Annotated in this window: 20 protein-coding genes; 4 read left to right on the top strand and 16 right to left on the bottom strand. The window is 41.2% G+C overall.

Annotation, left to right across the window (positions count from 1 at the left end; genetic code table 11):
- Positions 1-565: 565 nt before the first annotated feature.
- The 13 genes from K401_RS34405 to K401_RS0114405 all read right to left on the bottom strand — a co-directional run bounded on the left by K401_RS34405 (position 566) and on the right by K401_RS0114405 (position 17,807).
- Positions 566-838, bottom strand: coding sequence for a transposase (locus K401_RS34405; protein ID WP_498371133.1), 273 nt, complete (start codon positions 836-838; stop codon positions 566-568).
- Between the two features lie 258 nt (positions 839-1,096).
- Entirely contained in the window at positions 1,097-3,142 is a 2,046-nt protein-coding gene (locus K401_RS31880) for a hypothetical protein (protein ID WP_024293617.1), read from the bottom strand.
- A 50-nt stretch (positions 3,143-3,192) separates the two neighbouring features.
- Positions 3,193-4,656 carry a CDP-glycerol glycerophosphotransferase family protein gene (locus tag K401_RS0114460; RefSeq protein WP_024293616.1) on the bottom strand — a complete coding sequence of 488 codons (1,464 nt, stop codon included), beginning with the start codon at positions 4,654-4,656 and terminating at the stop codon, positions 3,193-3,195.
- Between the two features lie 74 nt (positions 4,657-4,730).
- A complete protein-coding gene (locus tag K401_RS31875) occupies positions 4,731-7,043 on the bottom strand; it encodes an FkbM family methyltransferase (protein WP_024293615.1) in 2,313 nt (770 codons plus the stop codon).
- 73 nt (positions 7,044-7,116) lie between these two features.
- Positions 7,117-8,370 (bottom strand): flagellin N-terminal helical domain-containing protein, encoded by a 1,254-nt coding sequence (locus K401_RS0114450; RefSeq protein ID WP_024293614.1) that lies wholly within the window; start codon positions 8,368-8,370, stop codon positions 7,117-7,119.
- Between the two features lie 307 nt (positions 8,371-8,677).
- Complete coding sequence (locus K401_RS0114440; protein WP_024293612.1) at positions 8,678-8,869, bottom strand: YjfB family protein; 192 nt, start codon at positions 8,867-8,869, stop codon at positions 8,678-8,680.
- 559 nt (positions 8,870-9,428) lie between these two features.
- Positions 9,429-10,661: a DUF362 domain-containing protein gene (locus K401_RS0114435; RefSeq protein ID WP_024293611.1), complete on the bottom strand. Its 1,233-nt coding sequence runs from the start codon at positions 10,659-10,661 to the stop codon at positions 9,429-9,431.
- Positions 10,648-11,709: an asparagine synthase C-terminal domain-containing protein gene (locus K401_RS0114430; protein ID WP_024293610.1), complete on the bottom strand. Its 1,062-nt coding sequence runs from the start codon at positions 11,707-11,709 to the stop codon at positions 10,648-10,650. Before K401_RS0114430 ends, K401_RS0114435 begins: the two co-directional genes overlap by 14 nt.
- A gap of 73 nt (positions 11,710-11,782) precedes the next feature.
- Positions 11,783-12,211: an FAD synthase family protein gene (locus tag K401_RS0114425; protein WP_024293609.1), complete on the bottom strand. Its 429-nt coding sequence runs from the start codon at positions 12,209-12,211 to the stop codon at positions 11,783-11,785.
- Positions 12,212-12,552: 341 nt separating this feature from the next.
- Positions 12,553-14,127, bottom strand: coding sequence for a sensor histidine kinase (locus K401_RS0114420; protein WP_024293608.1), 1,575 nt, complete (start codon positions 14,125-14,127; stop codon positions 12,553-12,555).
- Positions 14,128-14,154: 27 nt separating this feature from the next.
- Positions 14,155-14,826, bottom strand: a complete 672-nt coding sequence (locus K401_RS0114415) for a response regulator transcription factor (RefSeq protein WP_024293607.1) — start codon at positions 14,824-14,826, stop codon at positions 14,155-14,157.
- Between the two features lie 225 nt (positions 14,827-15,051).
- A complete protein-coding gene (gene kduI, locus K401_RS0114410; RefSeq protein ID WP_024293606.1) occupies positions 15,052-15,894 on the bottom strand; it encodes a 5-dehydro-4-deoxy-D-glucuronate isomerase in 843 nt (280 codons plus the stop codon).
- Between the two features lie 155 nt (positions 15,895-16,049).
- Entirely contained in the window at positions 16,050-17,807 is a 1,758-nt protein-coding gene (locus K401_RS0114405) for a methyl-accepting chemotaxis protein (RefSeq protein ID WP_024293605.1), read from the bottom strand.
- A gap of 322 nt (positions 17,808-18,129) precedes the next feature.
- On the opposite strand from K401_RS0114405, the gene K401_RS0114400 reads away from it, so the two are divergent.
- From K401_RS0114400 to K401_RS0114385, 4 genes are all read left to right on the top strand, one after another.
- On the top strand, positions 18,130-18,540 hold the full coding sequence (locus tag K401_RS0114400; protein WP_027352437.1) for an Rrf2 family transcriptional regulator: 411 nt from the start codon (positions 18,130-18,132) through the stop codon (positions 18,538-18,540).
- 131 nt (positions 18,541-18,671) lie between these two features.
- Positions 18,672-18,854: an NAD(P)-dependent oxidoreductase gene (locus tag K401_RS0114395; protein ID WP_024293604.1), complete on the top strand. Its 183-nt coding sequence runs from the start codon at positions 18,672-18,674 to the stop codon at positions 18,852-18,854.
- 39 nt (positions 18,855-18,893) lie between these two features.
- A complete protein-coding gene (locus tag K401_RS0114390; protein WP_024293603.1) occupies positions 18,894-19,442 on the top strand; it encodes an NADPH-dependent FMN reductase in 549 nt (182 codons plus the stop codon).
- Positions 19,443-19,564: 122 nt separating this feature from the next.
- Positions 19,565-20,200 (top strand): DsbA family oxidoreductase, encoded by a 636-nt coding sequence (locus K401_RS0114385; protein ID WP_024293602.1) that lies wholly within the window; start codon positions 19,565-19,567, stop codon positions 20,198-20,200.
- A 124-nt stretch (positions 20,201-20,324) separates the two neighbouring features.
- Here K401_RS0114385 and K401_RS0114380 read toward each other — a convergent pair whose 3' ends face one another.
- The 3 genes from K401_RS0114380 to K401_RS0114370 form a co-directional block, all read right to left on the bottom strand.
- Positions 20,325-21,440: a tetratricopeptide repeat-containing glycosyltransferase gene (locus K401_RS0114380; RefSeq protein ID WP_024293601.1), complete on the bottom strand. Its 1,116-nt coding sequence runs from the start codon at positions 21,438-21,440 to the stop codon at positions 20,325-20,327.
- Positions 21,437-22,549, bottom strand: coding sequence for a tetratricopeptide repeat-containing glycosyltransferase (locus K401_RS0114375; RefSeq protein WP_024293600.1), 1,113 nt, complete (start codon positions 22,547-22,549; stop codon positions 21,437-21,439). Before K401_RS0114375 ends, K401_RS0114380 begins: the two co-directional genes overlap by 4 nt.
- Before the next feature lie 198 nt (positions 22,550-22,747).
- Complete coding sequence (locus K401_RS0114370; RefSeq protein WP_024293599.1) at positions 22,748-23,599, bottom strand: metallophosphoesterase family protein; 852 nt, start codon at positions 23,597-23,599, stop codon at positions 22,748-22,750.
- Positions 23,600-23,613 lie beyond the last annotated feature (14 nt).

The following is a 23,613-nucleotide window of genomic DNA, read 5'->3' as shown; positions in this document are numbered from 1 at the left end:
AATAATGTCAAGAAAGTTCTGCCATTATAGTCCGGAATCTTAGACTATTTTCTGCCGTAAGATGCAATAACTCTTGATTTATCTACATTTCTTCAGGAAATAGGTGTAAATTATTTCCAGCCAAGGGATAAACTTTGGGGGATATTCGGCCCTTTTTAGGCTTTATCTGAAGCTTTTTCAAGTCTCCGAGCTGATTTTGGTCGCTGATTTTTAATTTATCCGGTTATATTTCCTCCTTTTTTTATTTATTTATTGTTGTTATTGAAACTCGATGCAAAAAATGACGAATTTTGTAGATTGGTGTTTTTTTCCATTATACAATTAAGAAGGGGGTTTGTAAAGAAAATAGGATGGGGTGGGAGAATGTGATTTACCGAGTGGTTGTTTGGAAATTTACTTTTCGTATTATCAAATATAATCTAGAAACAAAATTAATTTACCGCACTTAATATATTATGAAATATATATCACATAGACTTCCAATTTTCTCATGCCTAGAAATACTGTTTTATCTAAAAAATTCTTTTATTTCTGCCGAATAACAGATCATCGAATAGAACAGTTTTTACAGACGTTGGAAAAATACTGGTATATAGACTTGCAATAGTACTACGATTCGTGGTTTTGGGCTTGTCAATAGTTCCATGAAAATAATGTTTCTTCCGCAAACAGTTTCAATTTTCTTTGACGAATAGATATTTTTAGGATAAGCATAGATCAAAATCTCAAACATATCTTTAGTTCTACTGCTGAATATTTTGCCTTTGGAAGAAAATCTTGATGCACTTTGTGCAATCAAAACTCTCCAATTCACGCTTTGCCAGTGAGACAGAGGCATTATCAGAAACCAGAACTTTCAAACTCAACAGAAAAACCGGTTAGTAGTTCTGGCTGAGTTCGGTATAATATTTAGTAGTGTAATTGGTTATTAAAGTAATTAACGATATCACTGATTACAGACTCTTTAGGGTCCGTTTCTCTGTTTTATGTACAAAAAAGGGGCTAAAGCCCCTGTAGATTACTCCTCCTCCATTCCATTCTCGCATAGTAATACCATCATAGTATTCTTATCGCTAACATTATTTTCAACCCAATTTTATTCTCTCCATTCCAAAGCGAACGGCATTTGTTCAAGTTCATAATAGTCCACACCCACTCCAAAACCATAGAACTCAAGTGCAGTTCGCCGATATTCAAGTTCTCCACCCGGTGTAAGCAAAACAAAATATTTGCCGCTTTGTCCATACAACATATGAGGAGCTATTGACATTACTTCCAGCTTTGAAGCTTCCAATGACGGTATGGTAATAATATCATCAGGTTTTGCACCCATAGCACAAAGTGCAAGATAATTCGGCAAAAGAGAAATTTCGTCGCTCCATAAAACCAAGCGGCGCAAGCCGATTGGTAAATCTTTTTTTGCATCTTTGGTAGAAGGCATTCCTGCCATGGCCTCTAACATTTTCATTGCAAGCGTATAACTTCGTTCTGGCTTTAAATGCATGATAAAATCAGTAAAATGACCTCGTTCATAAATTACATCATTCATCTCTACAAAGGCAGCTCGTGGATTATTGGCACAAAAATCTCGAATAACCTTATTTAAACTCATGATTTGCATGTGGAATTCAGCATTGTGTGGTTCACTATCACGAAAATAATCATACTCCGGCCCGGTCATTAGAACAAGTCGTGTTTTGTCTGGTAGACGCTCTGCAAGCCATTCCAAGTTTTCACGAAACCGTTGAGGAGATATCAGTCCCAAAGATATAAAATTTCGGGAAAGCCACTCTTTCCTTTCCCCATCCTCAACGTTTAGGATAGGGGTATAGGAACCGCTTTTACTGTTTGATAATACAACGCGCATTTGAGGAAATTCTTTACTCTGATAAATATCTAAAGCGAAATCATCGTGGAACGACATACATACATAATCATATTCCTTCTCAAAAATCTTCGTGGCAAATGCGGTTCGTCCGGTATAGTTATGGAAATGAGTGCGACAGTAGATCTTTTCCTGTTCATTCATTTCAAAGCAACTGCGTATGTATTCAGTCGCAACATTCACACCGCGAGCATCACCATTAAACGTATTACATTCGAAATGCACGTTTGTGAACGGCAACGCCATATGTCCGACCATGTAATACAAGTCACATGCACCAAGTGCGTAGATTTGCAATTTATCGAACTTGGAAACATCCGAGCAGGATTGAGCCGATACAGGTCGTACCCTGGTTTCATCATCCAAAGTTATGTAATCAGGAACGGAAATATTGGGTGATACGAGCGATGCTGTTTCACCTGAAATCATCAAATGCGGGAAACCCAACATTGCATACACATATTGCTCAATGCCAAGGTTTATAATTCTGCACGAAAACAAGAAATGTTCCAGTTCGTCTCCTTTAAGACAATACCAGCCAATAATACCATGGTCTCCAAAACGATCATACACACGAATTGTAGCACTCTCGAAAGCGGGGTTTCGCAACAAGTCATTTACCTCGTCAAACGAAATGCGCTTTTTTGTGAAGTTCAACTGATTGGTACGCATAATCATATCATGAACGCGCTCAGCATCTTCAGGCGCTGTAGGTGACACGCAAATATGAATATCACTCTTACGCAGAAAATCCTCATTATCGTTGGAATATTGGCGGGCACTAAAACGCTCCTGCAATAATTTGTACTGTTCCAGGCGTTTATGCTGCGGATCCGGCTTCCCTGTAGCACCAGGAAGATCACACAAACGGTTAAGGTCTTGTGCAGCAAGAATTTGTATTCCAGGATTGTAAAAACTCACTTCCTCAAGATTTGTGTTATTATCATCTACAAACAAAACATTGGGCGCACGAAGCTGCATATCAGCTATAATCCTCTTCACCGCCCCACCTTTTGGCGTGAATTCGATATGCGGAAACACAAAGTAGTCCCAAATCTGTGCCTCGCATAATACAGCCTTGGCCTTATCAAAGTCATTTTTAGAACAAATCGAGTTGACAATCCCCCGATTTGTCAACTCTTTCACAATATTAATATTGTTTTGAGGTATAGTAATGTAACCCTCCTCAGCAAGCGTGCCATGCCAAAATGTTTCATCCAAATCCCAAATGACAAGTTTAATCTGTTCATTATTCATATGCCTACCCCTGTTCTGTTCCATAACGAATACAGCTAATATATATTACTTTAACCCAATCTAGCCTTAACACTCTCAAGAATCTTCTTTGCTATGGTACCGTCCGAATTCGGGAATTCCCGTATGCGGAATTCGGCACGCGCTTCACGTTTTGAGTCCTCGCCATTTTCAATCTCTCGCAGAAATGCATCCAATGGGGCGAACACGCTCTGTTCCGTATATAACCGCATACTTTCTACATCTGAGCCATCATCCGGCAGTGGCTCATCGAAATTCTCGTGAGCAATTGCACTGTAAAAAGGGCTTCTCAAACGCGCCGCCAGTGCACTTTTGGAATCTTCTCTCCCCAAAAGAAATACCGGAAGATCCAGAAACAACGAATCCATCACGATAGAGCTTGGAAACAGTGAAACAACAGCATTGGAATACATATAAGCAGGTGTAATGCTTGGCGTACGATCTAAAATCATTCTCTCGTGCGCATGTGCAAAATCAAGCATGACCTGCATTTCGATGGACATCTTCATCAGGAATGCCTGTGGGTGTGGCCGCCATATAAGGAATAAATTTTCGTTTTGCGCGACCGAATCAATGAGCCGGCGCACACCAGGATGAGTCACAACTCCTTCTGCCATATAAGTATAGTGGGTATTCAGAAAAATTACGCGGCGTTTCCCAATTGCCGACTCCCATTCCGGATATCGGGTAAAATTTCCGTGTATCTTGGCATCATATAGGCAGTCACATTTTGGATGCCCAAATTCCAACGCTTTTCTCTCCAACAGAGTACCTTTCGTATATTGTTTACAAAACGCCTTACTCTGAGCAATATATATATCACAACGCTGTATAGAATCCAATCCGGTAAGATTGTTTTCATACGACTTTCCCAATGCACTGGAAGCGGCTATGCCATAAGGTATATAAACCATGCAGTCCGTATTCTTTCTAATGTTTTGAGACTGAAACTTCGGGATATTAACTCCGTCATAAGGCTGATTATAAAACACAACATCCGGCAAATCTTCCTCAAAACTGTATGCGTCATAGTGCGTGTTTGGAATCCCTGCAGGGGTAAGATAATCCTCCCAAATGAACTTTGTGCCTACGTTTGTATTACGCATAATAGGAATGATTACCACTTCAGTTTCAAACATAGGATCGCTAGAAAACACATCGTATACGCTTTTCATAGTTTCCCATGTATTATCATAGTATGGAAGAAAAAGAGCCTTGTACTTATCGGGTTTTAATTCAAACTTTATACTATTTTCAATCTTATTCAGTTGCCGCCGCAACGGCTTTTCGCCTATTTCTCCGTTATATGCCCTATATAATAGATCACAATATTCTTCCAGCAGTTCAACCGCATTTGTACCTTTGCCTTCTATTTTCTCAATAAATTCACCAATATGAAGAGCACCACTTTGACAACTTTCATATAAATGCTCCGACTGCGCTTCCCTGATTGTTTCGAGCAATTCCAATAGTTGCCGCTGATGTCGCTTTCTCATGTTCGACTTCCTTCCTGTATTTTCCTTGCAAAAATGAGAGTTTAAAAATGTCGTACCTTCAACACCCCGATAAATCACACTGCATACAGCATAAAATTCGTGGGAATCAGGTCCCCTCCATAATAACGTAAATAAAATTTATAATCAGGATTCATCGCTTCTATCATGCGCGGAATCTTTATTATATCCTCGAAGTCATAGTACAGTGCAATAATAAGATTTGGATGATTCTTATTTATATGACCTTTTGCCCCCATCAAAACCTGGCTCTCATATCCATCGACATCAATGTTCAAAATATCGATTGCTTCGGCCACATCCAAATCAAGAGAAACGGTTCTGACCGGAATGGCTTCCTTATCAGAAGTAATATGAGACATAATTGGATCATCTCCACTGGCATCAAAAGGTTTTTCCCCTTGGAAGGAGTCAAGCCCCATGGGCCGTATCTGGATGTTTTCAAATCCTTTCAGATTTTCCTCCAGCTTCCTGGCTGAGGAGTCATTGGGTTCATAACAAATAATCTCCCTATAGTCTCTTCCATAAGTTTTTATATAATTAAGACTGGTATTTCCAAAATAAGCACCAGCATCCACAAAAACCTTTCCCCTTCCCTCTGGGATAAGGTCCAAATCATAGTAATCCTCCTGCCCTTTCTTTATTCGAGAAAGTCTGTCTGTATCCAAAGATATCCAGTTCTTCAAAATCGCTGTAAGTATCTTTTTTGACTGATAATCAGACAACTTTTGATAAAGCCACAAAAAGTCTTCCCAGCTATTTTTTACACAGGCAATTCTTCTTTCCAATGCTCTGTAATTATCTTCCGCCGGTCTTATCTCGCCCCAAAGGTGAAAACGGGAAAAGTTTTCTGCATAAGTATCTATTACTCCGCCATAAGCCTTGTTCAACTCAAACAATTTATTTTTAAACGAATCCATCAGCTCAGGGATCTCCTTGGAATGAACACCCTTCATAAAAGCAAGATATTCCCAATCCAGTTCATTACGGCAGTCAAAGCCTGGAAATTCTTCCCTGACCTCTTCCTCTGAAGCAGAATACAGCAATGCCTGATTTTGTTCTAATAGCTTTCTTTCTTCCAAAGACAACAAACCGTAAATCCGCTCCTCTAAGGCAGAAAAATAAGCCAGCTTAGAAGACTTCAACAGAAAAAGCCGATCCTTTGCAGAAGAAAGATCATAAAGTTTCGACAAAAATCCAAAAGTAGCCTGAGCCGTCTCTTCTTCCCCGGATTCCTTTTTCAAAAGTAGAAGAATTTCTTTTACCACAGCTTCCTGATAAGGGTTTGCTCTTAAAGCTAAAACTCCGTATCGGATCATGTCAGACGGTTGCCCCAGCTTTTTGTATGACATAAAAATCTTCCTGTATACACTGGAGAGATTCCCTGCTATAGCCAGATTGCTGAGCATCCGGTGCTTATCCAGTTGCGAAAGTGCAAGTTCCAGATAAAAACGTCCCTTCTCTTCCATTCCCTGTTGATAATACCAAAATCCCAGCCAATATTCCACATCTGGGGAAATGCAATCATTGTCTTTGGCTTTCTGATATATAGAAAGGACTTCTTTCTCTCCTTCCCAACGGGTCATATACTTAATTTTGAGTAAGTTGCAATAAGTCGCATCCTTCCTATCTATCATGACAGACTCTCCCATATGTTCCATCACACGGATGTAAGCGGACTCAGCCTCTTTAAGTTTCCCCTCAGCCAAAAGTGTATCACCCAGATAGGACCAGGCATTATAATTTTCTGGTTCCCTTTCCACCTCCTGCTCCAGCAGAGAAAGATTACGTCCTATTTTTCCAGTCTCTTTATAGGCAGCATCACTATATCCTGTGTGATAGATGGTAAGCATATCTGTTGCATCAAGAGTTACAACCTTATCACCTCCCCTAAAGGAAAGCTGTTCATGAATCCGGTTTTCATAACGGAGTAAGGGTGTATTCTTAAATATACGGCTCTGCATAGCAGTAGAAAACACCTCTCCCGAATCATTTAAGTTGGCTAACATGCTCCTTATAATTCTAGGTCTTTTCTTGAGGGAAAACTGCTTTTCAACCCTGCTAAGCAAAGGCAAGATCTTCCTGGCATCTTCTTCCGAAAAATATTCGTCTGCATCCAAAAACGCAATCCAATCTCCCTGCGCTTGCTCCAGGGCAAAATTTTTTGCAGCGGAAAAATCATCGTTCCAAGGGAAATAGAACACTTTTGCCCCCATTTCCTCTGCAATCCGGACAGTATTATCAGATGAACCGGTATCCACAACAATTTGTTCACAGACAATTCCCTTTCCCCAGCTCAAAGCATGCCGGATATTCTTCTCCTCATTCTTAACAATCATACACTGGGAAAGCCGAACTGTAGGCTTCATAGAAAATCTCCTCCTGATTTACGATAAAATAACCCCCGGAAGAAAATCCTTCCGGGGGAAATGAAAGAAACAATTACCGTAATAACTGTAATACTCCCTGAGGAAGCTGATTTGCCTGAGCAAGCATAGCCTGGGAAGACTGTACAAGGATATTGTTCTTTGTATAGTTCATCATTTCCTGAGCCATGTCAACATCACGGATACGGCTCTCAGCTGCTGTCATGTTCTCAGAAGTTACACCCAAGTTGTTGATGGTGTGCTCCAGACGGTTCTGTAAAGCACCCAAATCACCGCGAGTGGAGGATACAGTATTAATAGCATTCTTAATCAGTTTAATCGCACTGGAAGCGCCACTTTGAGTACTTAAGTCAACTCCATTGATTCCTAAGGACTTGGAGCTCATACTCTTGACACTAACTGTCAACTTATTAAAGTCATCAGCTGTATCTCCAATCTGCAATGTCAAACCAGTACCATCACCTGTGACACCAGAGTCTGCCGCCGGTGTTGCCTGTCCTGCAAACTTACCTACAAGACCAGTTGCAAGTGATTCAGCTGTATCAGCACCGTTAGCTGTAAATTCAATCTTACCTAAACCAGCTTCAGTTAAGTCAATTACACCAGTATCTCCAGTACCAAGGGCACCTGTTCCAAGAGCGGTTCCATCAGACTTTTTAACAGCTTTTTCAAGATCAATAACGATATCCTTAGAAGATCCATCTTCCTTTAAAATCGTAACAACAACTTCGTTCGTCTTAGCACCAGCACCATTAGTTGCGGTACCAGCTGCAACTGAAACTGTATCACCTGACGCCAGAGACATTCCAGAAAACTTTGTAACTACTGTACTTCCAATTACAGTTCCTGCTGCAGGCTGGGTGCTAAGCTTTGTTGATGACTTACCCATGCTGCCATCTAACAGATTGATACCATTGAAGTTTGTACCCTGAGAGATACGATCAATTTCATCTGTTAAAGATTTAACTTCCTTCTGAAGGTTTTCACGGTCAACAGCATCCTGATAGGTTCCATTTGCAGACTGTCCAGCCAGCTCAACCATACGGTTTAACATGGAGTGAACCTCTGTTAATGCACCTTCAGCGGTCTGGATTAAAGAGATACCATCGTTGGCATTTTTCTGAGCAGTCTCAAGACCTGTGATCTGTGCTCTCATCTTTTCAGAGATAGCAAGACCTGCAGCGTCATCGCCTGCGCGGTTGATTCTGTAACCAGAAGATAATTTCTCAAGGTTCTTGGATACTGCTGTGTTATTGCTGCCTAACTGTCTGTAAGAGTTGATTGCAGCGATGTTGTGTTGAATTCTCATAGATAATTTCCTCCTTGAATGTGTTACAGGGAATTCCTTTTCCCTGCATGATATGTTTTTCCTGAATCAGGAAATAAGTAATGCTTTTGATGGAATCCTGCGGGGTACCATCCGCATTCATGATTCCAGACATTTGACACTTGTGTCTTTGGGAAGTCTACTTCCTTTCATCTACATTATCGTACCGATAGGAATAAAAAATAAGTCTTTTTTTGAAATATTTAAAATATTTTATGGCAGCTGAGAACAGGTTAGGACCATGTCATTAGTTGAAAAGGAGGATATACATCTGCATATCCCCCTTTCCTTAAGCTCTCACATTCACAAACTGACCAATCCCGTCTGTAGGGGGTTGCCTGGAAACCGCCGCATCAGCCATCTGAAGCAATCCGGCGGCGGCAAGTTCCTGGGAATCAATGGCCTTTTTCGCAACATTGATTCCTGCACTCTGCTGTACTCTTGCAAGGCTCATTTCCATACTGATCGCACCAATATCCATACTTTCATCTCCAAATAAATCCCTTTTTTTAAACAATATTAATCCTTTTTTTTATAAAATATTCCTATCTTCCAAAACGGCAACCAATGTTTCGACTTTATCATTGACTTTTCCTATTTTTTTGCTAGTATACTTCTAAACTTGTTAACCTGAAATTAATATCTTTAAGTTTACGAGTTGTAATGTCCTGTTTAATTAACAGTATTTCAAGCTAATCATAAATGGGCTTTAGCTTCTTCTCCATCAATGCAGCTGTGACATATAAATCCTCTTTGATTAATTCCATACAAAACCCACCGTTTTATATAGTCATATCATACTATATCCGAAATGTAAAATATAGTCAGCTACCGCACAATTAATAGTGAGGAATAATTTTTTTTATTCTCATATTCCAAATTGTTGTTTTTGATTTTTTCACTTTATCCACTTTCTTTTTTATTGTTATTCACCTTACGAAGAATTCCATGATATATATAACTGTATAAGAAAATCTGCTATCTGCGTATAAAGGTAACTTTCAGACAAAACCTGGGGATTTTTTTTAAGATTAGATAATCTAACTCTTTAACTCTGTTTTTATACACTCCCACTGTGGAACAACCTTAAAATCAAGATATCGGTCATGTGCTTCGAGAAATTCCCCTCCTGGCTTATTAAAAAGATCTATTGTAGATTTTACCTCTATCTCATCATAACTTACACTACCGTTTTCCAAAAAATAATCTAGATAACTTATTTTAGAGGGATTCAGGCCCATAAGCTTTACAGTTACAATATCAGTGGAAAGTAGGTCTTGGCCGGCCACAAGTATATTTGAATATTTTGTTGTAGTGCAAAAGGGTCCTTGCCCTTCACCTGATATGACACCATCAATAATTGTAAAATAACTACGCTTTTTTTTATGCATTGATTTGTACAAATCAACAACCATCCTCCATATTGTATCATTTCCTGGCCAAGAACCCCTATGCGTTACTCTTGCCTTTTTAGCAGCTTCAAATGCCTGCAAATTCGGATATTCATCTCCACCCAACTCTGGGGAGCCAACTTTCCAATGTACTAACTGATTCTTATCAGTTACACTGCCAACTAACCCTTTTAAATTCAGTGTGGCTCCTACCTTTTGGTGTGTTTTCATTTTAGGAATGGATATATATACATCAGCATCATAAAGACTACGGCCAAAAGTGTATAATTGGTTTTCTCCTGTATGAGATTTTATGGTCTCTTCACGCTCATTAAAAACTCCTCGAAATAGGGTTGAATCAACATTATAAAGCATTGAATCTTTACCTAAATTAACCTGCACCTCTCCATTTGGATCGCCCGTTTGTGTCACCATCTTATCACGTTGTCCATAATATTTTAAATCATCACAAACTAATGGACGCATGTCTATGACTCTCAATGGTACTGAATACTTTGTTTCTAATCTTTTTATTCCAGTAAACTCCATTAATTCTGAAAAATCTGCATCTATTGAAGGATTATCTCCAATAATAATTTGGCCTTTACCGCCAAGAGCCTTCGCAGCTCTATCAGCCACAGCTTCTATTATTTTTTCATGTGTAATTACAGAATACAGTGTACCTTCATGATCGCATGAAGCCCTCCATCTCGAAGCTACCCAATTGGGCTTAATAAAAACGGACATCCCCGGTTTTATGAATTCTTCAAACGGATTATCTACATTCAAGCCTAAATCTAACATAAGTTTATTTAAAGAATGTTCAATTTCAAAATCAGAGTAGTCATAACATTTTTCAATAGCCACCTTATTTATTTTCATTTATATATCCTCTTTCCAACACATTAAGGAACATCTCCAAGGCCATTACTAACCATTTTTGATCTCCGGTCATATCATCTGTACAGTGAGGATAAAATTCCGGTCTAGAAGGACCACTCCAATCCATAAGCCATTCATTCGTCGGTCTAGGCATAGGTGTTTTTACAGGAGCTTCAAAATCACTATACAGCCGTTTAAACACCTCTCGTATTAAATATTTATTTTCACCCTCTCTAATTCTTTGTAAATCTAAAGGTACATCCAACCGTGTAGTGACATATGGGGTTTCCAGCCCTATTCCTGCCGTCTGACACGCATTTGAATAGGATCCCATAGCCTCTTCCAGAAAAAATCCACGGCAAAACTCATGAACATTGATATATCCATCATTCTCATATTGTTTTATTGGTTCATATACTGACACAGGGTTTTTCAGTACATAATAAGGTTTCACATAAGAATATCTATCAATAAACTCTCCAACCTTCCAATCTTTAGACATGAGTCCACTTAACCCACCATAATTTAAATCAGCACTTTCACCAAAGATAATTCTTTCAAATCCATCCGCTTTAGCCTTTAGACATGCCTTATATATTTGTACTTCTATAGAGTGTATAGGCGCTCCTTTATGTAACATTAAAATAGGTGCAAACTTTTCAAAATCTTCCCAATAAATCTCAATAATCTTGTGAATCAATCCACATTCTTTTGCATACTTTGCAGCCGCAACCGTTTCATCTATAACTTTTATACCAGGAACAATGCATTTAAAAGTATATACCGTAGAACCCTCCGGCATAAATTTCGCTAATACAGCCGAATCAATACCTCCTGACAAGGCCAAAGCAGCTTTGCCATCCTTTGTGCACATCTCAATTCGGGTTTCTAATGCTTTTTCCAAATCATTACTATCTTTTATTACCGTTTTCTCAGTAATATCTGTATATAAATTAGGAATCACTTTTTCCGAGAATTGTTTATTTCTGTCCGCAATCGTTCTATACATCAAAAATGAACTCATACAATACTCTTTATCTACGTTCATTTTTATACCCTCCGTCATTAAAAAATCTATTTAAACTTAAAATCCATGTGCCATAAAATTTCAAAATTCCATATTAACCTTCTTCCCTCTTATCCCTGGCTCCAATCAATGTTTCTGAGATAATTGTTGATGACACTCCTTTGGTGTATGGGAAATAGATAATCTTTATTCCAGCCTTAGCAAATTCCTTTTCATATTCCTTCCATTTCTCCGATCCATACCAGTCATCTCCTACAAATAAAACTGTAGCATCTAATTTTTTACACATAGTGAGTTTATCCATGTCGCATTGAGGTACAACTGCATCAACATACTTTACGCTTCTCACAATCTCAAGGCGATCTTCAAAAGGAATCAATGCATGCTTCCCTTTATATATTACTAAATCATCTGTCGTAACACCAACAATTAATTTATCACACATTCCTTTTGCGTTTTTCAGCAAATTCAAATGGCCAATATGGAACAAATCATAAACGCCTGCTGTATAACCTATAATCATCTTTTTCCCTTCCTCTTTATCTATTAAGTGTCTACATCTTGAAAAGATTCGTGACGAATATTTTATTCACGATTTCGGCCTCTTTTCATGATAAATGTTCATTAAAACTGAAAGACCAATAAATCAATCCCTATCAAAGCCTTGCTCTAATATTATCACAAAATGTCAAAAAAGACAGTAAAATCAATGGTTTTAAGTTTACTCAGAAAACACTATATATTGCCAGTAATTTTTCCAACATAGTGTCTCATTGGTTCTGCCGTATAAAGCACATCTCTTCAGATACAGATCAACAGCCTTGGATATTCCTTTTTTCCGGCGCAAAAGACTTTTGGCTGCATTCATTTCACAGCCCTATCAATCTGCAGCGCACCCATTTCTAAACCTTCTTTACAACAATCCAAAGTAAACCAAAACTCCACCCCACCCATCACATTCCGGACACCGCAAGACTTCCCATGGGAATCCATAATAGCCTTAACAATAGAAAGCCCAATACCACTTCCCCCATACTCCCTGGTATGTGCTTTATCCACTTTAAAAAACTTAGTCCAAAGATTTGGTAAGTCTTCCTCCGGAATATTCTGGCCGGTGTTAAACACGGTTACAAGAGCTTCTTCTCCGTTTTCTTCTGCCGTGACCACGATTTTTCGTTCTCCCTCCAAATGATTAAGGGCATTATTTAAATAGTTTGTAATAACTTCTTCTATTTTAAATTCGTCTGCAAACACAAATATGGGACCGCAATCCTCCAGCTTCACCTCTGCCTCCTTCTGCTGGATCAAAATACCGGCCGAATTGATGACACCCCGGATCAGCTCAGTCAAATCGAAGCGTTCCGGCTGAATGCTGTCATTGCCGAACTCAAGAGCAGTGAGATTAAGAAGCTGACGGACCATGGTATTCATTTTACCTGCCTCATCCATGATGACCCCGCAGTAATAATCCCTGCTGTCAGGATCCTCTGCCATTCCTTCCGTAAGTCCCTCCGCATATCCTTGAATAAGCGCGATGGGAGTCTTTAGTTCGTGGGAAACGTTGGCGATAAAGTCCTTGCGCATTTCATCGATTTTTATCTTTTCATCAATATCCTTCTGCAGCTTTTCATTGGCCGCCCGCAGCTGCCCAATGGTATCCTTCAATGTATCAGACAATTGATTCATGCTGTTTCCCAACACTCCGATCTCATCTATCTCTGTGCCGGTGTACTTCGCGTCAAAATCCAGCGCCGACATTTTCTCTGACAGATTGGCAAGCTGAAGGATGGGAGAGATCATTCTTTTTGTCGTAAAGTATATAAATATACTTCCTATAAACAAAGCTGCCACACCCACATAGGCCAGGAACCGGTTTGCCAGCAGCACACTTTCCCGGATGCTGGCAAGGGGGACGGAGATGAGAAAAATCGTTTTATTGTCAGAAAAATACCCCCAGCTTTCCAGATAATAAGAATCGGAACGCCTGTCATAGGTTTTCTGAACGATATAATTGTCATGTCTTTTTAAAATACTGGCTTCGGGTACGTTCTTTCCGAATATATAGGTCTCCACCCTGTTTCTTAAAAACTGCTGATCTCCGTTTGTGGACATAAGGGCCTCGTCTGTGGTGCTGTCGATCAGCACCATCATCAGATTGTATTTTTCTCCCATGACCCGGAACATCTTCTGAGCAGGGCCTTCATTTTTAAAATTCGGGTCATAGGTATCCTTGTAATAATCAATGATCCCCTTCCCGCTGTCATTGGCCTGTGCCACCACCTTGTCGATCTGCGTATAGGCCCTCTCCAGGGTGCGCACCTTATCCCTGGTGTAAAAGCTCTCCAGAAACCAGTTGTTCACACACCATGTGGACATAAGGACAAAGGCCATCAGACATACAAAAATTATGGCAAAACGCGCTTTGATGGAATGTTTCATTCACTCACCTTAAATGATATCCTTTCCTTACACTTCAAATTTATATCCCATTCCCCATATAGTCTTTATATAATCACCCTTCTCTCCCATCTTGTTTCTCAGCTTTTTTACATGAGTATCAATGGTCCGGGCATCTCCAAAGTAATCGTAATTCCAGACATTGTTCAGTATCTTCTCCCTGGACAGGGCAATTCCCTGGTTTTCCAGGAAATAAGCCAAAAGCTCAAATTCTTTATAACTCAAATCAATGTCCTTACCGTCAATGGTGACCTGATGGGCTGCTTTGTCAATGCAGATCCCTCCTATTTCCACTGCATCTGCGGTGACGGCATTGCTGCGCCTTAAAATGGCATCCACACGGGCCACCAGGATCTTTGGGCTGAACGGTTTGGAAATATACTCATCCACCCCTAAGTCAAAGCCCTGAAGCTCATCACGCTCTTCGCTTCTTGCGGTCAGCATAATGATGGGAACCTGGGAATATTTCCGGATGGTTTTGCAGGTCTCCCAGCCATCCATTTTAGGCATCATCACATCAAGAATAATCAGTACAATGTCCTTTTGTTCAAAAAAGATATCCACAGCTTCTTCCCCATTGGAGGCCTCGACCACAGAAAAACCTTTTACACTTAAAAAATCCTTTACCAGTTTTCTCATTCTGGCTTCATCATCCACTACCAATATCTTTAACTGTTCCATAATAACCTCCTGAAATCAGATCTTTTATATCACAAAGTATTTATCAGCCATATTGTATCAAATTGAAAGGCAGATTTCTACATTTTCACAGAGATTTCACACGGTTTGATTAGAAATAGCTGATCACCAGATTATTCCCCTTGCCTTGAAACGGTATTCCGATTCCCAAGAAGCAAAAAAGCAGATGCGCCGGAAGGAGCGCATCTGCCTTATCATATATAAAAATTATCTTAATTCAGTTGTAGGAATGGTATCCATATCATCAAATGCCTGGTTCTCTCCGCCCATTGCCCAGATGAAGGTATAGTTGCTGGTACCTGCACCGGAATGGATGCTCCAGGATGGGCTGATCACTGCCTGCTCATTCTGCATAACAATATGTCTTGTCTCATTGCCCTCGCCCATCATATGAAATACTACGTTGTTCTCCGGGATCTCGAAGTACATGTAGATCTCCATACGTCTTTCATGAGTATGAGATGGCATGGTGTTCCATACGCTGCCCGGATCCAGAACAGTCAATCCCATGGACAGCTGGCAGGTCTCCAGTACGTCCGGATGAATGAACTGGTTGATCACACGTTTGTTGGATGTCTCCATGGCGCCTAAAGGCTTCTTGGCTGCCTTTTCAATGGGGATGAAGGTGGTCTTGCAGGACTTATGGGCCGGTGCACTTACCATATAGAATTTAGCCGGGTTTGATGCATCCTCGCTTGTGAAGGTCACTTCTTTTGTTCCCTTGGTGATATATAAGCAATCCTTATATCCCATCTTAAATTCTTCCCCGTCTGCAACGATCTTTCCGGCGCCTCCAATGTTGAAAATGCCGACTTCCCGTCTTTCAAGGAAATAGCTTGTACCGAAATTTTTCCAGATATCAATTCCCTTGTCAATGGAAACAGCTTCTGTTGTAGGCATACAGCCTAAGGTCACCATGCGGTCTACGTGAGAATATACGGCAACTACCTCATTGGCAATGTATAAATTTTCAATTAAAAATTCATTTCTGGTTTCTTCTGTTGTGTAACGTTTGAAATCCTTCTGATTTGCTGAATAGCGGATATCCATTTATTAAAAACCTCCTTATTTAATTAATTTAGAAATAACTGACCAGCTTCATCGTATCATAATGAGATTTTTAATTCAATATCTTCTTGGATATATTGTTAAAAAGAACATAAATTCTTGTTTTTTACTTGAAAAGTAAGCGAATACAGGAGGAATTATCCATTTTTTTCCTGAACTGCAATTTTAAATTTGCTCACTTCTTTACGCAGCAAATCAGCCTGCGCGGAAAGCTCTTCGCTGGAGGCGGAGCTTTCTTCTGCTGTAGCCGCATTGCTCTGTACTACAGCTGATATCTGGGTAATTCCGTAAGTCACCTGATTCATGGCAGCTGTCTGCTCCCGGGATGCCTTTTCCACGGTTTCCATGAGTTCACGCACATGCCTTGCCTGGTTGGACACGTCCATGAGAATGGCTGCATTTTCCTGGGCAGTGGTCATTCCTCCCTTTACGGCATGGGAGGCGTTTTCAACCAGCACGGCAGTCCGTTTTGCGGCCTGGGCTGCCTGAGCCGCCAGGCTGCGGACTTCATCAGCAACAACGGCAAACCCCTTACCCGCTTCCCCAGCCCGCGCTGCCTCCACTGCAGCATTCAGCGCCAGTAAATTTGTCTGAGAAGCAATTCCATCGATAGACTTTGTAATTTTACCGATTTCATCAGAGGTCTTTTTTATTTCGTCCATTGCATTCAGCATTTGCTTCATTTTATCATTGCTTTCTTCTACCCGGTCAACGGTCTGCTCCACGCATCCGGTCGCTTCCTCTATATGGGCGGAGCTTTCCTCCACCTGGATGGAAACCTCTGTAATTGATGCGGAAAGCTGTTCAATGGTTCCTGCCTGCTCGGTCGCTCCTGCAGCCAATGCCTGGGCAGCGTCAGCCACCTGGGAAGAACCGGCACTCACCTGGTCAGCCGACTGATGGATAACCTGCAGTGTCTGGTTGAGCTGCTGGTAAATCAGAAGAAGAGAATCGTGAATGGGCGCAAAATCGCCGGAATATTCTTTTTCCACAGGAAGCGTCATATCACCTTGTGCCATATGTTCCAAATGTACGGTAATGTCATCTACCACATCACGCATCTGGATTATCAGCTCATCGGTTGCCTGGGACAGCACCTCCATCTCGTCCTTTGTCTGGCAGACGGGTACAGGAAGTGTATGCACATCTCCTGCGGCCAAAAGCTTCAGCCTGCCTGCAATGGGGCTTAGTGGCGCGGTTATACGGTTCAGAAGAACGGCAAGGACCAAAAGGCCGATTACGCAGATGCCAATGGACACTCCAAGAAGCAGCAATATTTCAAATACCTTCTGCTTTTGATAATTTGCAACCGCACCGTCAATATCGTCGATGTAATTTCCTGTACTGATATTCCAGTCATAGGGTTCAAATTTTAAGGTATAAGCTCTCTTTGCGAACATGCCATCCTGTCCCGGTTTGGTAAAGTAATAATCCGTATATCCGCCGCCGGACATTGAACCGCTTTCGATCAAATTGCGGATATAATAATTTCCGGCCAGATCCTGTTCATCATAACGCTCTTTCCCCTCGTAATCGGGGTTCATATGTACGGCGCATAATCCTGTGGATGTATCCGCCCAGAAATACCCGTTTCCGCCGCCATAACGGGTATCCCGCACAATGGCCTCCGCATTTTTACGAGCTTCCTGCTCTGTGATCTCACCGTTTTCATATCGTTTATTATTGGTCTCCAATACGCTCACAAGGCTTTCCACCGCTGTTTTGATGTTTGTATCAAAGCTTTGATAGCTTGAGTCAATCCAATTCTGATACGCGCGGTTCAAGCTTACATAAAAAATTGCCGTCAATAGTAAAATTGTACTGAAAACTAAAACACTTACAAATAAAATAAGTTTGCCTCTTACCTGCAATCTGTATCTTTTCTGTTCATCCATGCTGCGCTTCCTCCGTGATTGCATAAACTTTTCTTTCATGCAATATCATACCGCGCCTGAGAAATTTGTCAATGAAACTTTGCGCAGAATTGTATGAAACTATTTAAAATCTCACTTTTTTTCATGGAAATAGTTTGGGAAGTGAACCTGGGATTGCCGCTAATGTGAAATAATTAATAGTTGCCTTTACAAAGTATTTTTCTGTGGCAGGTACCGTAAATTTTCCTGTTTCAGCATTCAAGAATTCTGAAATAAATTTATTTCAAAAAGTTCTTGACGAAAACAATATTAGTAACTAAAATAGTTACTAAAGGAGGTATCTATGTATTCAAGTAAATTATCGGTAAGCATCCATATTTTAAGTGTGATCGCACTGATGGGAACGCAGCCTGCCACCTCCGAGTACATTGCCACCAGCATCAATACCAACCCTGCTCTTGTCCGCCGATTGATGAGCCGTTTAAAGAAGGCAAATCTAATTAAAACGAGTACCAGGCTTGGCGCAACAGGGCTTGCTAAAAATGCAGAAGACATTACGCTTCTTAATATTTTCCTTGCAGTAGAAGATCATACGGATCTGTTCAGCATTCATGGCAACACAAATCATGATTGTCCTGTGGGCGCAAAAATTGAAAACACGCTGAAGCATTTATACGGCACCATACAAACCGCAACCGAAGAAAAATTGTCTGCTATCACACTGGCAGACATCACAAAAGAATTTCATTCATAAATCAAGGAGGGCAAGCTGTTTCTGGAAACCCTAAAGACAGTTCCGGATGCTGCTCCTGTATTTCCATTCCCACGGAAGCCTGCAAGACCCTTAACTTTTTACGCGTTATTGAAAATGTAAACTGGGTGGGAGTGTCACCTTCGGCAGATTTTGGTGCCGGAGAAGCAACGGTTCCCATTGTAGGGAAGGATCATTTGCTGACGTCTTCCAACGGCCAGTCTATTGTAACCAGCGGAGCCATGGCAGCCGCCATTGTGAATGAGATAGAAGATCTCCAGTTCATCCGAACAAGATTTACCGTTTGCAACCAGTAAATAACAAAAAAATAATATAATAAACGGAGGTACATGATTATGAGTAAAACCATTGGAATTATTACAGGCAGTTTGAGAAAAAATTCTTTCTCCGGAAGTATTGCAGACTACATCAGTGAACACGCACCGGCAGGCTATGAAGTGAAAAACATCGACATCAGCAGGCTTCCACTTTACAATCAGGATTACGATGGTCAGGACATTTCCGAATATACAACGTTTCGTGAGGATGTCAAGTCTTTGGATGCCGTGCTGTTCATCACGCCAGAGCACAACCGCTCCATCCCAGCCGCATTGAAAAATGCACTTGATATCGGCTCACGTCCTTATGGTGAAAATGTTTGGAACGGCAAGCCGGGCGCTGTGATCAGCCAGTCTCCCGGAGGGATCGGGGGCTTTGGAGCAAATCATCATCTGCGCCAGGTGCTGGCATTTCTCAATGTTTTGACCCTTGCCCAGCCGGAAGCATACATCGGTGCTTACCACACATTAATTGATGAAAACGGTGCGCTAAGCAACGAAGGCACTAAGGACTTTATTAATGGATTTTTAGCCGCTTTTGCAGCTTGGATTGAAAAGGTTTCCTAAATTACACCGGGGAAACAGCAGAAGCTTCTGCTGTTTCCCTTATTTCTTATATCGACCTAAAAATAAACTGCCGGTCATGGCGGTTCTGACACCTTGAAAGAGGAAAGAGAGGAGGGTTTTTAATGAAAGTAGAGATATGGATTGATTTTGTCTGCCCCTTCTGTTATTTGGGTGAGATAAAGTTTGAAAAGGCCTTGGCAGAATTTGAGCACAAGGAGGATGTGGAACTGGTTTTCCGAAGCTTTCAGCTGCATAAGTCAGGCGTACATACAAAAGACAAGGATATTCATCAGGTCGTTGCGGAGAAATACCACATCAGTTATGCTCAGGCCAAGGCAAACAATGCCAGGATTGCCGAAGCAGGAAACGAAGCAGGCCTTCACTACGATTTTGACCGTGTAAAACTTAACACCTCGGAATTAGCCCACCAGATTATGCAGTACGCCAAAAGATTCCAAAAGGAAGGTACCTTGATCAAGCGGTACTTTAAAGCCTATTTTGAAGAAGGCATGGACATTGGCGATGAAACGGCACTTTTGCAAATTGCGGAGGAAGTTGGGCTGAATGTTCTTCCGCTAAAACGTGAACTTGAACGCGGCACGTTGAAAAAAGGGTTGCAAGAGGATGAAGCCGCAGCCCGCCGGCTTGGAATTAATAGCATTCCGTACTTTATCATTGACGGAGAATATGCGGTGTCCGGAGCGCAGGATGAACAGTACTTTTTAACAGCCATAAAAAAGGCCTATGCCAAAAAATAACCATAGAAATGGGGAATATCTGACTGAAGCTTGCGGAACACAGGATATTACCTCATCAGAATCCGCCCTTACAGGCAAACGAAAAATACCGCCAGCCGATCATTGGCTGGCGGTAAAAAATCCCTTAATTGTTCAGATTCCATTTGGCGGCAATGATATTATAATTGTTTTTCAGCCGTTCATTATGGGGATCATATTGAAGGGCACTCTTTGCATGTTCCAGGGATTCCTTCGTCATGCCCAGCCAAAAGGCAGCTATGGAGCAATAATCATCCGGGGTATAGTCCCAGGAATACCCCATATTGACAAAAGTTTTTGATTTCTCTTTTATTTTTAAAGCTTCTTTTGTCAGGAAATACGTCATTGACCAGTCTTTTAATTCATAGCACATTTTAGAAAACTCCACATAGTGGTCGCGTATATCAGGCACTTCTGCAATGGCTTTATAATACCAGGCGTATGCCTCTTTCAAATACCCTGTTTTATAGCAGGATTTTGCAATCCAGCGCATTGCGGCACATCTTTCATCGCTCCATACGGCAGAAGGCATTGCAAGATATTCCTTAAGGGTCTCAATGCATTTCTTCCATTGGCTCTTGTACATATATTCTCTGCCAAGATAATACCGCATTCTCTCATCCTCCGGAGCCTCCTCTACTGCAAGCTCCAAAAGGGGAAGATAAGAACCGCGGGATTTATCTGGGTCAGGGTAATGACTGAGAACCATGCCCTCAATATATATGGTTTCAACGGGCAGTTTTTCTGTGTATTGGAGAAATTCATGAACAGGGCATTTCCAGCGGAAGCCCATCCGGCTATGCACTTTAAAATAATAAAATTGTATATCAGGAGTCCCGTCTTCCTTAAGGCTCCAGTTATAAAGATATCTGCCCCATTTTGCGGCCGGCATGGGATTTTTCGGCTTATGATTAAGCCATGCCTCCTCCAGCTTGTTCCGCCAGCCCGGCTCAAATAACTCATCCAAGTCCGTACAAACGCAGATGTCTGCATCTTCCGGAACATGATCCAGTGAAATATTCCGTGCCACATCAAACCGCCAGGGCTTCACTATATCCACATATACAACCGCCCCACGTTCTCTCAGTTTCTCAACGGTCCCATCCTCGGAGCCGGTATCCGTGACTACAATCAAATCAGCCTCACTCATGGAGTCCATCCACTTATCTACAAATTGTACCTCATTTTTGCAAATTGCATAAACACAAATTTTTAGTTTCATGAGTGTCCCTCCGCTTTTTCCTGTTTTTTGATCTTATCTTCAACCGTCAACAGATTATTCTGCAGCCTTTTGTTATCAGGGGCCATGCTCAGGGCCTTCCGGGCATACTCTCCGGCTTTCTCATACATGCCCATATTATAAGCGCTGATGGAGCTGTAATCATATAAGGCATATCCCCAGCTCTCCGGATCAACCAGATAGCTTCCTGTGCTTTCCGTGATAGCTAATCCCTTTTCCGCCATGGCATAAACCAAGGGCCAGTTTTTTTCCTTGTAACCTGATTTCACCAGAGCAAGATATGGTTCCCTTACATCCGGGCATTCTGCCAGCGCCCGGAAGAGCCATAATCTGGCCTCTTTTAAATTTCCTTTTTCTTCATAACATTTGGCAATAAAACGCATAGACGCACTGCGTTCCTCATTCCATTTAGCTGTTGGAATGGAAAGGTGCTTCTTCAGTGTTTCAATTCCCTTGTCATAATTTTTATAATACACATACTCTCTTCCAAGCCAGAACGTTGCCCTGTCATCAAGGGGATTCTCCTGAACCGACAATTCCAAAAGGGGAAGATATTGGCTTCTTGGTTTTGACAAATCCGGATAATGATTTAAGACAAGCCCCTTGATCCATGTGATTTTTTCAAGGCCCGGTCCGCTGTATTCCAGGATCTCATGAACCGGATGCACCCAACGGTAGCCATGGCGGCTATGGATTTTTTCCATGGGATACTGCTTTTGTGGTGTGCCGTCAGGGTTGCAGGCAAATGTAAATAAATATCGTGCGCGGGTTTGTTCCGGTTTCCATAAGTCTTCCAGCTTCTGCCGCCATCCAGGCTCAAAAACCTCGTCTAAGTCATTGGAAACACAGATATCAGCATCCTCGGGGACATGACTTAATGCCACATTGCGGGCAGTGTCAAACCTCCACGGCGATATGGTCTCTTCATAAACGATGGCTCCTCTTTCCCGAAGCCTTTCAACTGTATGATCGGTTGAGCCTGTATCCGTTACAATGACTGCATCGGCTTCAGATACGGCATCCATCCAGCGATCCACAAACTGTTCTTCGTTTTTACTGATTGCATATACGCAAATTTTATATTGGTTCACTTCCACCGACTCCTTTAAGCATAATTAATCGTCTTATTTTATTCTACTGATTCAATATATGCATCCTGCAGCTTATCTTGTGAAGAAACGGCCTTCAGGAGCCATTGGAGCGGCGCAGCCTTAATCTTTATTTCATGGAAGGATCCTTATTTGGGGCCAATGGTTTTCTGCCAGCTTCACAACGGAAGCAAAGTATTTTCAAATAATTTCTTCCACTGCCTGTTTCCAATACTTTTCCGGGACATTGGGCCATATACAATTTCCGGTTTCATCATTGCATAATGACATTGCCCTTTCCAGCACCATACTATGTGATACATTTCCCTTTCGCAATAAATTTTCAGTAACCATACACCAATAGGGCGCATGGTTATCCAGCCCTGATGTATGAATCTCTTTTATTGCACTTTCCAGATCATATTCCAGGCTGACAAATTCCTCTTTCCACTGATTGTCCACTTCATGCAAAAGCAGAAACTGCGATTTTCCCCCACTATACATGGGAAGCCCAACAGATCCTGCATTCAATACAATTTTTCCTTTGTTCTCAATTTTACCCTGGATATGTGTATGACCGCATAATATAAGAGATGAATCCATCCTTTCCATGATCTCAAATGTTTTCTCATCGTCTGGTAACAGCTTTTGATTTGTTTTGTAAGGCGAGCCATGACATATCGTTATCTGTGGCATATTTCCTATGGTAATATTCTGGGATATTGGCAACTCTTTAAAAAAATCCATGTCTCTTTCGGACAAATGTTTATACGCATACAGCAAGCAACCAGTTGTCGAATCGTTGTCCAACGGTACAAACCGGTTATTTTGATAATTTATCCAATAATCTTCTTTATTTCCCTTGATGAAATAACATTCATAATCAGCAGACAGCTCATAAATTTTCTTCATGGTTTTATCCGGATAGGCCAATTCACCAACATAATCGCCCAGAAAAATAAATGTTTTTATACCCTTTGATAATACATGCTCAATGCACCTTTCCAATGCAATGTAGTTGCTGTGAATATCCGATAAAACTGCAACAGCCATATCCCGCTCCCCCT

The organism is Lacrimispora indolis DSM 755 (assembly GCF_000526995.1).
Lineage (GTDB): Bacteria > Bacillota > Clostridia > Lachnospirales > Lachnospiraceae > Lacrimispora > Lacrimispora indolis.
Note: the sequence above shows the minus strand (reverse complement) of the source record. Positions and strands in the feature narration are given on the sequence as shown.